General features: G+C 41.9%; 13 protein-coding genes. 2 read left to right on the top strand and 11 right to left on the bottom strand.

Features of this window, described 5'->3' with window-relative positions:
- Nucleotides 1–30 precede the first annotated feature (30 nt).
- Complete coding sequence (locus ES896_RS06075; RefSeq protein WP_041092583.1) at nucleotides 31–672, top strand: CBS and ACT domain-containing protein; 642 nt, start codon at nucleotides 31–33, stop codon at nucleotides 670–672.
- Nucleotides 669–1,829 (top strand): acetoin utilization protein AcuC, encoded by a 1,161-nt coding sequence (locus ES896_RS06070; protein ID WP_024718705.1) that lies wholly within the window; start codon nucleotides 669–671, stop codon nucleotides 1,827–1,829. The genes ES896_RS06075 and ES896_RS06070 overlap by 4 nt, the downstream gene beginning before the upstream one ends.
- A 42-nt stretch (nucleotides 1,830–1,871) precedes the next feature.
- Here the strand turns inward: ES896_RS06070 and ccpA are convergent, their stop codons facing one another.
- The 11 genes from ccpA to ES896_RS06015 all read right to left on the bottom strand — a co-directional run bounded on the left by ccpA (nucleotide 1,872) and on the right by ES896_RS06015 (nucleotide 13,462).
- Entirely contained in the window at nucleotides 1,872–2,873 is a 1,002-nt protein-coding gene (ccpA, locus tag ES896_RS06065) for a catabolite control protein A (protein ID WP_135226562.1), read from the bottom strand.
- Nucleotides 2,874–3,322: 449 nt separating this feature from the next.
- A complete protein-coding gene (locus ES896_RS06060; RefSeq protein ID WP_017358315.1) occupies nucleotides 3,323–4,399 on the bottom strand; it encodes a bifunctional 3-deoxy-7-phosphoheptulonate synthase/chorismate mutase in 1,077 nt (358 codons plus the stop codon).
- A 214-nt stretch (nucleotides 4,400–4,613) separates the two neighbouring features.
- On the bottom strand, nucleotides 4,614–4,937 hold the full coding sequence (gene ytxJ / locus ES896_RS06055) for a bacillithiol system redox-active protein YtxJ (protein WP_007501805.1): 324 nt from the start codon (nucleotides 4,935–4,937) through the stop codon (nucleotides 4,614–4,616).
- A 30-nt stretch (nucleotides 4,938–4,967) separates the two neighbouring features.
- On the bottom strand, nucleotides 4,968–5,438 hold the full coding sequence (locus tag ES896_RS06050) for a YtxH domain-containing protein (protein ID WP_017358316.1): 471 nt from the start codon (nucleotides 5,436–5,438) through the stop codon (nucleotides 4,968–4,970).
- Between the two features lie 29 nt (nucleotides 5,439–5,467).
- Nucleotides 5,468–5,884, bottom strand: a complete 417-nt coding sequence (locus ES896_RS06045) for a DUF948 domain-containing protein (RefSeq protein WP_017367864.1) — start codon at nucleotides 5,882–5,884, stop codon at nucleotides 5,468–5,470.
- 223 nt (nucleotides 5,885–6,107) lie between these two features.
- Complete coding sequence (murC, locus tag ES896_RS06040; RefSeq protein ID WP_046526506.1) at nucleotides 6,108–7,406, bottom strand: UDP-N-acetylmuramate--L-alanine ligase; 1,299 nt, start codon at nucleotides 7,404–7,406, stop codon at nucleotides 6,108–6,110.
- 302 nt (nucleotides 7,407–7,708) lie between these two features.
- Nucleotides 7,709–10,477: a DNA translocase FtsK gene (locus ES896_RS06035; RefSeq protein ID WP_048002550.1), complete on the bottom strand. Its 2,769-nt coding sequence runs from the start codon at nucleotides 10,475–10,477 to the stop codon at nucleotides 7,709–7,711.
- Nucleotides 10,478–10,673: 196 nt separating this feature from the next.
- Nucleotides 10,674–11,279 carry a YtpR family tRNA-binding protein gene (gene ytpR / locus ES896_RS06030; RefSeq protein WP_007501813.1) on the bottom strand — a complete coding sequence of 202 codons (606 nt, stop codon included), beginning with the start codon at nucleotides 11,277–11,279 and terminating at the stop codon, nucleotides 10,674–10,676.
- 16 nt (nucleotides 11,280–11,295) lie between these two features.
- Nucleotides 11,296–12,108 (bottom strand): DUF1444 domain-containing protein, encoded by an 813-nt coding sequence (locus tag ES896_RS06025; protein ID WP_008343044.1) that lies wholly within the window; start codon nucleotides 12,106–12,108, stop codon nucleotides 11,296–11,298.
- Nucleotides 12,109–12,126: 18 nt separating this feature from the next.
- Nucleotides 12,127–12,447 carry a thioredoxin family protein gene (locus ES896_RS06020; RefSeq protein ID WP_003217665.1) on the bottom strand — a complete coding sequence of 107 codons (321 nt, stop codon included), beginning with the start codon at nucleotides 12,445–12,447 and terminating at the stop codon, nucleotides 12,127–12,129.
- Complete coding sequence (locus ES896_RS06015; protein WP_135226561.1) at nucleotides 12,434–13,462, bottom strand: PTS sugar transporter subunit IIC; 1,029 nt, start codon at nucleotides 13,460–13,462, stop codon at nucleotides 12,434–12,436. The genes ES896_RS06020 and ES896_RS06015 overlap by 14 nt, the downstream gene beginning before the upstream one ends.
- Between the last annotated feature and the right edge of the window lie 119 nt (nucleotides 13,463–13,581).

Here is a 13,581-nt window from a genome sequence, read left to right as displayed (position 1 = left end):
TCGTTTTTTTGGCAAAGGGGATTGGTAAACATGATGATTGAACAAATTATGGAGCGTGATGTGATCACGCTGCGAAAAACCGATACGATTGAAGAAGCCATTCAAAAAATGAGTGCACATCACATTCGGCATATTCCCATCGTATCTGAGCAGGGATCTGTCATTGGGATGGTGACAGATCGGGATATTAAAAATGCCAGTCCAAGTATTTTTGAAACAGAGAAAAGACAGCTTTTTATTCAGCGGCCGGTTGAAGACATCATGGTGCTAGAGACGATTACCGCTCATCCGCTTGATTTCGTTGAGGAGATTTCAAGTGTCTTTTTTGAACACGGAATTGGCTGTCTTCCCGTTGTGAGACGTGGCAAGCTTGTAGGGATCATCACAAAAACAGATTTACTTCGTACGTTTGTAAGACTAACAGGTGCAGATCAGCCTGGATCACATTTAGAGGTTGAAGTAGCGCAAGTGACAGAGGGTCTTGCAGACATTACAGCCATTTTAAAAGAGCAGCATATTCAAATGCTGAGTGTACTCGTGTACCCACATGCCAATGAAGCCTCTAAAGTGCTCGTCTTCCGCCTTCAAACGATGCATGCAGATCATGTGATGAAGCTGATTCGTGCAAAAGGCTATAAAGTGCTCTGGCCTATGGAGCAGACGATCAAATGAAGGAAGCGACCTTTGTTTTTTCACCATCTTTTCAAACGTATCAGTTTCACCAAGATCATCCCTTCAATCAGCTTCGCGTCTACTTAACTTATGATCTTCTTCAAAAAATGAAGGCGTTAACGGATGATGAGATTGTCGCACCTCGTATGGCGACGCTGGAGGAATTAAAGCTTGTCCATACAGCAGATTACATTCAAGCAGTACAGCGGGCAAGTGAAGGAAAACTGTCCACCGCAGAGGGGGAACGTTATGGTCTTGGCACTGAGGACACCCCGATGTTTGCAGGGATGCACGAGGCAGCTTCTCTCCTAGTTGGCGGGACATTAACAGCGGTTGATCAAGTGATGCTTGGACATTCGCAGCATGCGCTCAATCTTGGCGGCGGGCTTCATCATGGATTTAAAGGACGTGCCTCTGGCTTTTGTATTTATAATGACAGCTCGGTGGCCATTCAGTATATTCAAAAGACATATGGCGCTAGAATTTTATATATTGATACAGATGCTCATCATGGCGATGGTGTCCAGTTTAGCTTCTATGATGATCCAGAGGTATGTACTGTTTCTATTCATGAAACAGGGCGCTATTTGTTCCCTGGAACTGGACAAGTACAGGAAAGGGGTCATGATAAAGGCTATGGCTATGCATATAATATCCCGCTTGACGCATTTACAGAAGACGAATCATTTTTAGAAGCCTATCGAACAGCAGTGACAGAGATTGCTGCTTTTTTTAAACCAGATGTCATTTTGACGCAAAATGGAGCAGATGCCCACTATTATGACCCTTTGACGCATTTATCTGCTACCATGAAAATATATGAGGAAATTCCTAGAATTGCCCATGAGCTGGCGCATCAATATTGTGATGGAAAATGGATCGCTGTGGGCGGAGGCGGCTATGATATTTGGCGTGTCGTCCCAAGAGCATGGAGCCGCATTTGGCTTGAGATGAAAGGCATCACACCACCAGATGCACTTCCTCAGGAATGGATTCGGGCATGGGAAAAACAATCGCCTGTTCCGCTTCCATCCACATGGCTAGATCCTGACGATCTATATCCACCGATTCCAAGAAGAGCAGAAATTACAGAAAAAAATGCACAAACGGTAGAAAAAGCACTCATGCCTGTTCGACGAGAAAAGAAAAAGGCATAAAAAAAGCAGGCGTCCACTGATCAAGTGAGCCTGCTTTCTTTTTTATTTCGTCGATTGTCTTTCTTCGATTCTATGTGGCAATTCAACAATTTGATCTTCTACTTGTTCTTTGTTCATGAGCTTTGTCAAAAGTCTCATCGCAACAGCGCCAATATCGTAAGTCGGCTGAACAACTGTTGTCAATTGAGGGCGCACCATGAGGGATAGTCTTGTGTTATCAAAGCCAATCACTTCTAAATCTTCAGGAATTGATACGCCTCTGTCCTGCGCTCCATGAATGACACCTAGCGCCATTTCGTCAGTCGCTGCAATCACAGCCGTCGGCTTGTCAGATTGATCAAGCAGATTAGCCAGCGCTTCAATACCAGAGTCATATGAGTAGTCTCCTTCAGCAACAAGCGCTTCGTCAAATACGATACCAGCTTCTTCAAGCGCACGCTTATAACCAGCAAGCTTTCTCATAGAGTTAATTGGTTCTGATATTGGTCCAGATACAAACGCAATTCGTTTATGTCCTTTTTCAACTAATAGCTGAACTGAATCATAAATGGCTTGTTCATAGTTAATGTTGACTGATGGTGTTTGTGCCTGCTCTTCAACAGATGCTGCAAGTACAATGGGTACAGGAGAGCGCTTAAATTCTTCCACATGCACATCTGTAATGTTTCCGCCCATAAAAACGATTCCATCTACTTGTTTGCCAAGCATTGTGTTTAACAAATGAAGTTCTTTATCAGTATTTTGGTCTGAGTTGCTCAAAATAATGTTGTACTTGTACATCGTCGCAATATCTTCAATTCCTCGTGCAAGCTCTGAATAGAAGATACTTGAAATATCAGGGATGATGACCCCAACTGTTGTGGTCTTTTTACTTGCAAGGCCTCGTGCGACTGCGTTCGGACGGTAGCCGAGACGATCAATTGCTTCAAGCACCTTTTTTCTTGTCGTTGGTTTTACGTTTGGATTACCATTAACAACGCGTGATACCGTTGCCATACTTACGTTTGCTTCTCTTGCTACATCATATATTGTAACATTATTCACATAAATCACTCCTTCAAATACACTTCATATCTATAGCATTCACCAATTGGATAGAGACATGTCAGATACGAGGAAAATAATATCCTATTTGTCATTAAAACGATGAAAAGAGACACATAATTTTTCAATCTACATCAAAATGACCTTCTTTTATGAAATTATACACGTTTTTTCATCATATGAAAACGTTCCCTTTCTTTTTATAACTAAATTAAACAAACTTTAATGAGCTTGTTACCTGTAAATTGAATCATATTTCACCAAAAGTCGTCGTGAACGTAGCTATGACAATGATCTTAGCAGATTCTATCAAATTTTAAAAATGAAAACATTGTGAACAAGCGTGTTTTAAGCTTGCAATGTGTTTTCTTCCTTTCATTGCCAGTCTTATCGTGTTTTTTCATGAGAAAAACCGCCGGGCTGTCATCCGGCGGCTTTTCTATTTATGATTATGCGTGAATGTTGACAAGTGGTCTTAACGCATCTAACCATTTTTCGAATTGTGGAATGTCCATTTGCTGCGCTGAATCAGATAGGGCAACAGATGGATCTGGATGTACTTCTGCCATCACACCGTCTGCTCCAATCGCAAGAGCTGCTTTAGCTGTTGGAAGAAGTAGATCTCTGCGTCCTGTTGAGTGTGTCACGTCAACAAAGACTGGTAAATGTGTCTCTTGTTTCAAGATTGGCACAGCCGAGATATCTAGTGTATTTCTTGTGGCTGTTTCGTATGTGCGGATGCCTCGCTCGCAAAGGATGATTTGGTCATTTCCTTGTGCGATGATGTATTCAGCTGCATTGATGAATTCTGAAATTGTTGCTGCTAGACCGCGTTTTAAAAGAACTGGTTTGTTCACTGATCCAGCTTCTTTTAAAAGCTCGAAGTTCTGCATGTTACGTGCTCCAATTTGGATGACATCGATATGCTCAATCGCTTCTTCAATATGAGCAGGATTCACGATTTCACTAATAACTGCAAGACCGTATTCATCTGCTACACGTTTTAGAATTTTTAGACCGTCTACGCCAAGTCCTTGGAAGTCGTATGGACTTGTGCGAGGCTTAAATGCCCCACCACGAAGAAGTTTTAGTCCCTGCTGTTTCGCTGCTGCCGCTACTTCTGCAACTTGCTCGTAGCTTTCAACGGCACATGGCCCAACGATGAAACGTTGTTTTCCGTCACCGATCGCTTCTCCATTGATATTTACAATTGTATTTTCAGGTTTTTTCTTACGAGAAACAAGAAGTGCTTTGCTGTGGTCATCTTCTTGAAGCTCTAAACCTGCTTTGAAAATTTCTTTGAAAATATGTTGAATCGTTGAATTTTCAAATGGGCCATCATTTTCTTCAAGAATTTGATTTAGCATTGTGCGCTCTCTGACAGGGTCATAACGGTTGACACCTTGCGCTTCTTTTGCCTTTCCAATTTCTTTTACAATGTTTCCTCTTTCATTGATCAGTTTTAAGATTTGAAGATTTAGTTCATCTGCTTGCTGTCTCAATTGTTCCAATTCATTGTTGCTCATTTTTGTCATCCTTTCCTCTGCCCGCTCTCGCTTTTTATTTTTGATCTCTTATAATAGGGTTTATTATAAACAAAGATTTCGGAATTGTCACGAAAAAATTCTTTATTACCCAAACGCTTTTAAGCGATAAAGTATTATGTGTAAGATTATAGCATACTTTTGATGCAAGTAAACCTTTTTTATAAAAAAAACGTCAGCAATCGCTGACGTTTTTCTACATGTTATGTTCAAGCGCTTCTTTTGTAATGCTTGAGTGAGAAGCATGCCACTTTACTTTGCCACCGCTAAAGATGAGTGCCTGCGGGCTTTCGTGCTTGATCCCTGACTTTTCAGTCACATAGGATGAAAGCTCTCTTGTGTTTTGAATTTGCAAGAAATAAGCAGGAACATCCTCATGTTCTGACGCAAACGCTTCAAACTCTTGAAAAGCAGCTTGGCTAATTGGACATGTCAAACTGTGCTTAAAAAAGACAAAGGTTCCGTCTTGATTCGTTAGTTGATCAAACTGTTCTTCTGTTTCTATGAGTTGTTTAGACATGATGTGCTCCTTCCTAACTTAAGCAGCGAGTTAGCCTTTCGTAGATTGTTCTACTTTTGCTTTGACATCTTTGATGCCGTCTTCAATGTCTGCTTTTGCTTCTTGTGCTCTTACTTTTGCTTCATCTGCTACATCTGAAGCTTCATTTGCAATATTTGCTGCAGCATCTTCTGCTTCGCTTTTTACTTGTTTAGCTTTTCCAGCTGTACGATCTTTTATGTCTTTTACTTTGTCTAAAATCTGGTTTGATTGCTCTGCTACGAGCTGAGACAATTCAGATGTTTTGTCTTTCGCAATCGTCACATATTCAGTGCCTTTTTCCTTTGCATCTGTTGTGAGACGATCTGTTTTTTCTTTTAGGGCATTCGCTTGGGTGTTCAAATCATCGCGAAGCTCTTTCCCTGACTTTGGTGCTAAAAATAATGCCGTTGTTGCACCGATAATGCCACCGATAAGTGTTCCGATCAAAAAGTCTTTGCTATTGATTCCGTCTTTGCTCATGATTATTCCTCCTATGCGAAAATGGTTGATTATTGTTGTTTACGCTGTTTCCATTTTTTATAGATTTCAAGTGCTGCGTTACTCCAGCTTACCACATCCGTGACTTTCTCTTGATTTCGTTCAACGGATGAAGAAACCGCACCAGCTGCCTGCTTTATGCTTGTATTAAATTGGTTGATCGAGCCACCAATTCCCTGCACCGCATCCACAACTGTGTTAAGTTTTGCCGATTTGTCTTGAATATCTTCAGCAAGCTGATTGGTCTTATGTAGCAACTGTGCTGTCTCTGTGGTGATGCCTTGCATCTGTCCTTCAAGACCTTCTAAAGTTGATGCGACATTCTTTAATGTCAGCTGTAAGGATTTCAATGTTTTGGACAAGTAGATGACAAGAATGAGGAAAGCGATTGCGATGAGTGCAACGCTTAAATAGAGAATAATAATCATCTGATACCTCCTTTGCTGCGGGCATATTCAATTCAATACCCTCTCGTTGTATCATTCAAACATCGCCTAGAATGACCGATTGAATAATAATTCTACACTTATTCGCCAATTCCTGTCCACAGCGAACGAAAAAAAGCGGCACATCTTGTCACATTTAGCCCCTTTGTCACATTTTATTCAAAATAAAAAAGCGCCGATTGAATCGGCACTTTTTGACAGGCAATTATACTGCGACTTTCTCATAAGCACGAAGATACTTTTGAATATCTCCTGCTCCCATAAAGACCAAGATCGCATTTTCATGTGTTTTCAGCACAGATGTCTCTTCTTCTTCAATCAATTGGGCTTGCGGAATTTTTTCCCGCAAATCTTCAATGCTTAGTTTCCCAATGTTTTCACGAGCTGAACCGAAAATATCACAGAGGTATACATAGTCTGCTTTTTTCAGACTGTCCGCAAATTCACTTAAAAATTGCTGTGTACGAGTGAAAGTGTGCGGCTGGAAGACTGCTACAATATCACGGTCTGGATACTTTTGGCGAGCTGCTTCGATCGTGACTTCAATTTCAGTCGGATGGTGCGCATAGTCGTCAATTAAGACTTGTTCACCGACTACTTTTTCATTAAAGCGTCGTTTCACACCGCCAAATGTCGTTAAAGCACCTTTGATGAGCTCTACATCAATGGCCTCATAGTGGCATAATGCAATGACCGCTAATGAGTTAAGGACATTGTGGTTTCCGTAAGCAGGAATGTAGAAGGTATCATAAAACGTATTACGTACAAATACATCAAATGTGGTGCCTTCTGTGTTTTTCACAACATTTCGTGCTTGGAAATCATTTTCTTCATTGAATCCGTAGTACACAACAGGTACTTTTGCTTGGATCTTGAGCAGATGCTCGTCATCACCGCAAGCGATGATGGCTTTTTTCACTTGAAGTGCCATGTTTTGAAACGCATCGAACACGTCATCAATATCCGTGAAATAATCAGGGTGATCAAAATCAATATTGGTCATGATCGCATAGTCTGGATGGTAGCTGAGGAAATGTCTGCGGTATTCGCACGCTTCAAATACAAAATACTCGCTGTTTTCTTTCCCCATTCCAGATCCATCACCGATTAAGTAGGAAGTTGGTTTTGCCGCTTGCATCACATGTGCAAGCAGACCTGTTGTCGATGTTTTACCATGAGCACCCGTAATTGCAACGTTTGTGAATGAATCCATGTATTCTCCAAGAAATTTATGATAACGAATAACAGGAATCCCTTCAGAAAGAGCACGCTCAATCTCAGGGTGTGTATCTGGGAATGCATTTCCTGCAATCACCGTCATCCCTGGCTGAATATTATCTGGGTCAAATGGAAGAATTTTAATATTTCGTTCTTCTAATGCTTTTTGTGTAAAGATATGTTTTTCGATATCCGATCCTTGGACAGTATACCCAGTATCATGAAGAATTTGGGCCAGTGGACTCATACCTGTCCCTTTTATTCCAACAAAATGATAAACAGTCATAATTGTACCTCCAACAAACGTCTATCTGACTTACAGTATATGACGCTCATTTCAATTTGCAACTTGTGATTTTTGTCTCTAGCTGATCACAAATCGCAGCTCCAAATAAAGATTTTTTTCCGATCTTCCTATTCTAATCAATATTAACTATGATTAGTATCCGACAACTTTCCCATTTCTAACACCTGCTTTCGCTCATTTTCGTTAAAAAGCGTTCAGACAGGCATGCGAAAAGCGTCCAATTCAAAAATTGCACCTATGTGCTATCATACCATGTTTATCAAAAAAATGAAGTGGTTTGTTTAGATCAATTGTTCTAAGTCACTCAGTGTCATAAGGACCTCTCTTGGCTTACTGCCTTTTGCCCCAGAGATCATCCCTTCACGTTCCATCATATCAATCAATCTTGCTGCTCGATTGTAGCCAATTCTAAATCTTCTTTGCAAACTGGATGTACTTGCACTATTTTGCTCGATGGCGAACCTGCATGCGTCCATAAACAATTCATCTTCGTCTGTAATAGCAGAGCCTTGGAGCATTAATTCTTCCTGTTCAAAAAGGAACACAGGTTTGCGCTGTTTTCTCACATGCGCTACCACTTCATCAATCTCTCGATCTGATACAAAGTTCCCTTGTAGCCTTGTCGGTTTGCCAGAGCCATTTTCTAAGAACAGCATGTCTCCTTTACCGAGAAGCTTTTCAGCACCTGCCATATCAATGATCGTTCTTGAATCCACTTGGCTTGAAACAGAGAAAGCAATTCTTGTTGGGATGTTTGCTTTAATAAGGCCTGTAATGACATCAACAGAAGGTCTTTGCGTCGCAATGAGTAAGTGAATCCCGCATGCTCTTGCTTTTTGGGCAATTCGGCAAATGCTTTCTTCGACTTCATTTGGTGCGACCATCATTAAATCAGCCAGCTCATCAATGACAACGACGAGATATGGCAGTTTTTCACCCATTTGTTTTTCTTTCACCAGTTCGTTAAATCGTTTGATTTCTCTCACACCAGAGTGTGCAAACAGTTCGTAGCGTCTTTCCATTTCATCTACTACCCATTTCAGGGCAGCTGTGGCTGTCTTGGCATCAGTAATAACCGGGCTCACAAGATGCGGAATGTGATTATACGGCGCGAGTTCGACCATTTTAGGGTCGATTAACAGCATTTTCACTTCATCAGGTGAGGCTTTAAACATCAGGCTCACGAGAATGGTATTAATACAGACACTTTTCCCTGAACCTGTTGCTCCGGCAATTAAGCCGTGCGGCATTTTTTGTAAATCAACCACAACGGGCTGACCGGAAATATCCAATCCGAGCGCCGCCGTTAATGGAGATGGATTGTCTCTGAAGGCACTGCTTCTGATCATTTCTCTTAAGAAAACCATTTTACTGTGAAGGTTCGGCACTTCGATTCCAATCGTGTTCTTCCCAGGAATCGGTGCTTCGATCCGAATATCTTTTGCAGACAAACTGAGTTTGATATCATCTGACAGGTTTGTAATTTTGTTCACTTTCACGCCTGGTTCAGGATGCACTTCAAATCTTGTAACAGAAGGACCTTGCGTCACATGAACAACACTTGCTCTGACATTGAAATTTTTCAGTGTGGCATTGAGCAGTTCTGCCCGTTCTTTCACCCATGTTCCGTCCTCTTCTTTTTGTGCTGGCGGAACGTCTAAAAGAGCTAAACTCGGAAATACATAGCCTTGTGCATCTGCCGTTTTCTTCTGTCCTTGCACGCGCTGATCACTTTTTAACATCATGACGTTAAAAGGAACGGTGGAGGTTTGACCGCTTGAGCGCTTTGGCTGTGGAGAAGACGGTTTTGGTTCTTCACGTTTTGGTTCTTCACGTTTTATTTCAAGCGTTTCTTCAGGTATTTCCTCAAGCTCTTCTGCCATATCCCCGGCGATCTTTGCTTGTCCAGAGTCAGCAAATTCATCTGATGCTTCTTCAACTGGCATGACTTCATCATCTGTTAATTTTTCTTCCGGCAGGGAATCATCATCTTGCGAATCTTGTATGATCACCGGTTCTTCTTGTTCAAATGCTGCCACTGACACGTCTGCTTGACTTTCTTCTATCCATGCAGCCTCTGTTGTTTTTTCCATAGCCTCTACTTCATTCTCTTCCAGCATCGCAGTTTCTTCTACTGGGCTTTCTATCTCCATGTCGAGTGCTGGTGATGGGCTTTCAGCTTTTTCAAATGTAAAGCTCTCTTTTTTCTGAGCATCATCTTCAAGCGGAATCATCGGCTCTTCTTGTTCAATGGTGACTGCCTGTTCTTGCTCCATCTCTAGAGGCTCGTTAGATGCTTCAGCTTGCTCCATATGTAAGAATGCTTCCCGATCGTCTTTGGTCTGTGACAAAGCTTGATCTTGATCCTCTGTCTCACTGAAAGGCTCGTCATATAAACGTTCCATCGTTGATTGAACGTGATCTTGATAAGCGAGTTCCTCTTGCAAAGTAAGCGGCGTCGTGACAGGTTGCCTCTCTGCTTGTTCTTCTGTTTGGGCTGACATCATGTCTTCCATACGTTGTTCTTTTCGTATAGACGGGATGTTCATTTGCTGTCTTACATTCCGTTCACGCTCTGCTTCTTCTGATAACAGTGTGACACGCTGTGACGTTTCTTCTGCCGATTTCATTTTGACAGAAGTTGTGTCTTCTTTGGCTGCTGCATGTTTTGGACGCATATCCTGGTGGTAGCCATAGATGGGTGAAGGGATTTGCTCTGGTTTAAAAGGCTTTTTATTGAGATCAGGCTGCACCGTTTGTTTTGGCTGATAGGTCGTCTGCTTTGCCTTTGGCTGACTTGGCCGCGTGCGCCTTCTTTCTTGTTGCTTTGCTGCCTCACGTGCAGGTTTATCTGGAACGAGAGGAAAGCGGAAATTGCCTTTTGGATATTCATAATACACTTTCGTATCTTCAACTTTTTTATATTCTTTATGCTGTTCAACAGCTGGCTGCTTTGGTGCAATCGGACCTGTTTCAGGCCTCTCAGCTTTTTCTTCTTTTTTTTCTTCTCCTAAAAATACACTAAAAAATTTATCTAACCAACTCATCATTTATCACTCACTTTAACTCCCCTTACGTTTTCTTGGGCGATTTTTAGTATACCATTGCTTTTTCATGCAGAAAAGCGAGAAAAGTGCTACGCTTTGCTGTTCATGCTGTCTGTAGATGAAAAAAAGTCACTAAGTGCGTACTTAGTGACTTTTGGTATAACACATTCTTCGCTCATTTGTACCCGTTTATGGGAGGTTACGCTTCAAATGGTTCGCCAGCTTGGCGACTTCCTTCTAGAACAAGGATTCCTTTTTCAGCAGGCGCATTCGGAAGATCTAATTCTTTTGCAGAACAAATCATTCCGCTTGAAGGAACACCTCTTAGTTCAGCATCTTTGATCACCAAACCGCTCGGCATCACAGCACCGACCTTTGCAACCACAACATATTGACCTTGATCAACGTTTGGTGCACCGCACACGATTTGTAAGGTTTCATCGCCAACATCTACTTGGCAAATGTTCAGTTTATCTGCATTCGGATGTTTTTCTTTTTCCTTCACATAACCGACCACAAACTTAGGTGATAGATCAACTGTTAATGTTTCACTGACACCGTTGCGGTTCAAAATTTCATTGATATCTTGAACAAGCGTTTCAGAAAGCGGTACAGATCCGTTTTCTTCAATTTTCATGTAAGTAGATGCATTGAAAATATTAAAACCTGTTGTTTCTTTTGTGTCTTGATTGAAGATTCTTACGACATCTCCAAACGTTTCATGACCTACTTCTTCTCTTGTTACATCTTTCAATGAAATAAGGAGTGTGTCGCCGACACCTTCTGCATTATAAAAAACGTTCATTCTTCAAAATTCCCTTCTACTGCTGTTTTGGTCTACTTTTTGCAAGAATAAAGATCGGTTCAAGCTTGCCTTCGTCATATAAAAATGACAAGGCCGTAATCGGAACCGTGCCGCTGGCGAAGAAGCTCATCGACATTTGCCCTAAAATATCATAGCCTGATTCATTGCGTACATCTGCAATGATGAACACATCTTGATGGGGAACGGAAATAGCCATTTGCCCCTCTACTTTTTGCGCGTATTCTTGTAAAATCGATTCATTTAATATTCTGCTTGCATCGTACCCGTCGTTTGCACGGAAGAAATAAAAACGGTTGCCCGCCACTTCATCCATCTTCACGACAGTCTTTAGTGAACGGACGTTAAAACTTGCGGTTTCTCTGATTCGTTCTTTTGTCCAGTTTTCCTTTTGCAGCATCTTCTCGTCAATTAATCTGTAGGTGCTTCCAAGGTCAAGTGCATAGTAGATTCTTGTCTCTGCTGTATGCTCATCAAAAACGAGCGGAATCTCATCACTCGATGTTTCTGGAAAGGACGTTGAACGAATGACCGGATAAATGTGCTTCTCTTTACCTGAGATGTGCTGCGCTTCACCTTTCATAGCGCTGAGCGCTTCTTTCACATAATAAACGATCTCATCCAGTGTTTCATCAGGCTTTACTTCCCACTTTGCAATAATCGGCGGGAGCTCAAGCGTGATGCCCTTTCCTGTATGTTTATCTTCCACACGAAGCGTATCTTTTTCCCTGTCAAACTGGTGGGTCCAGCTGTCGTTCGTCAGACGGCTTTTCAATTGATTGGCAAGCTGTCTTGATGTCATTTTCGCCATGATAAGACCCTCCTTTCGTTATTTAGAAAGAGAATCTGTTAAAAATGCTTCAATCTCTTCCTTTGTCTTACGATCTTTGCTGACAAAACGGTTGATCTCTTGTCCGTTTTTAAAGACTAAAAAGCTTGGAATTCCGTAAATTTCCCACTCTGCACAAGTGTCGATGAACTGATCTCTATCCACATAGAAGTATTCAAATTCTGGATAGTTTGCTTCAAGCTCTGGCAAAAACGGCTCAATAAATGTGCAGTCCGGACACCAGTCAGCTGAAAATAGTAATACGGTTAAGTCTTCTTGAATCACTTTTTGTAATTCTTCGTTTGATTCAATTTTTTTCATGTTTGATTCCTCCAGTTTGTATACTTAAATCTCCGAATTGTATATAGCCTTTCTTTCTCATCCATTCTGATACTACCAAACTAATCACTGCCGGGCCAACGATATGCAAAAGAGCAATTGCGAGGAAAACGGATGGATGAAATCCCATGACTGTGAGTGTCATGAGCTGGCCGACAAGACCGCTCGTTCCCATACCCGCTCCTGCCGCATTATTGACCATCCCAAAGCCAATGATACCAATTGGCGCAAGAATCAGTCCTGCAATCGTCGGCGGAATGAGAATGAGCGGATTTTTCACAATGTTCGGCAGCTGTAGTTTTGATGTTCCAATGCCTACCGCAGCAAGACCGCCAAAACGATTTTCTCTAAATCCTGCAGCAGCAAAGCCGACCATCTGCGCACAGCAGCCAATCGTTGCCGCACCAGCAGCAAGACCGCTTAAATCAAGCATCAGCGCAAGCGCAGCGCTTGAAATCGGTGAGCTAAGAGCAAGTCCAACAATGGTTGCAACCAGCATGCCCATGATGAGTGGACTTTGATCAGTCCCCCATACGATCAGCCTGCCGAGCCCTGTCATCACCGCCTGAATCCCAGGGCCGATGAAAGCAGCGGTGAGAAAACCTGTGATAATGGTCACAAGCGGCGTTAAAATAATATCAATTCTTGTCTCACCACTGATCAGTTTGCCTAATTCCACACCAATGAGAGCAACCACGAAGCTTCCAGCAGGTCCCCCAAGCTCTGCTCCAGCGGCACCTGACACAACACTTGCGAAAATAATTAAAGGAGAAGCATTTAAGCGATAAGCAACCGCTACGCCAATTGCTGGTCCCATCAGCCCCATAGCGAGCGTTCCCATTTCCACGATGAGAGGAAATGATAACAGGCCGCCTGCTGTTTTTAAAATCAGCCCTACCACTAATGTAGCAAATAGACCTAAAGCCATATAAGAGAGTGCATCAATAAAATACACCTTTGGCGAAAGGGAAATACCCTTTCTTTTTAAATAAGTCATCAACGTCGTCTTCCTGCTTTCTCATAGGAAAGACGAAGAGGCCTGTCCTTCCCATTATATGTAGTCTTCTTACGATGAAAAATAGTCTCTACCATGAATATCATAATCATATTTTTTTT

Origin of the sequence: Bacillus sp. 005/A4HT-01/001 (assembly GCF_004634445.1) — a bacterium.
Taxonomy (GTDB): Bacteria; Bacillota; Bacilli; order Bacillales; family Bacillaceae; genus Bacillus; species Bacillus altitudinis.
This window is presented reverse-complemented; position numbering and strand designations above follow the sequence as displayed.

Excerpts from the sequence above, each read along its gene's own strand:
- ES896_RS06060 (WP_017358315.1), bottom strand. The coding sequence starts at position 4,399 with ATGAGCAACAATGAATTGGAACAATTGAGACAGCAAGCAGATGAACTA.
- ES896_RS06075 (WP_041092583.1), top strand. The coding sequence starts at position 31 with ATGATGATTGAACAAATTATGGAGCGTGATGTGATCACGCTGCGAAAA.
- ES896_RS06050 (WP_017358316.1), bottom strand. The coding sequence starts at position 5,438 with ATGAGCAAAGACGGAATCAATAGCAAAGACTTTTTGATCGGAACACTT.
- ES896_RS06020 (WP_003217665.1), bottom strand. The coding sequence starts at position 12,447 with ATGAAAAAAATTGAATCAAACGAAGAATTACAAAAAGTGATTCAAGAA.
- ES896_RS06045 (WP_017367864.1), bottom strand. The coding sequence starts at position 5,884 with ATGATTATTATTCTCTATTTAAGCGTTGCACTCATCGCAATCGCTTTC.
- ytpR (WP_007501813.1), bottom strand. The coding sequence starts at position 11,279 with ATGAACGTTTTTTATAATGCAGAAGGTGTCGGCGACACACTCCTTATT.
- ES896_RS06025 (WP_008343044.1), bottom strand. The coding sequence starts at position 12,108 with ATGGCGAAAATGACATCAAGACAGCTTGCCAATCAATTGAAAAGCCGT.
- murC (WP_046526506.1), bottom strand. The coding sequence starts at position 7,406 with ATGACTGTTTATCATTTTGTTGGAATAAAAGGGACAGGTATGAGTCCA.
- ES896_RS06035 (WP_048002550.1), bottom strand. The coding sequence starts at position 10,477 with ATGATGAGTTGGTTAGATAAATTTTTTAGTGTATTTTTAGGAGAAGAA.
- ES896_RS06015 (WP_135226561.1), bottom strand. The coding sequence starts at position 13,462 with ATGACTTATTTAAAAAGAAAGGGTATTTCCCTTTCGCCAAAGGTGTAT.
- ytxJ (WP_007501805.1), bottom strand. The coding sequence starts at position 4,937 with ATGTCTAAACAACTCATAGAAACAGAAGAACAGTTTGATCAACTAACG.
- ES896_RS06070 (WP_024718705.1), top strand. The coding sequence starts at position 669 with ATGAAGGAAGCGACCTTTGTTTTTTCACCATCTTTTCAAACGTATCAG.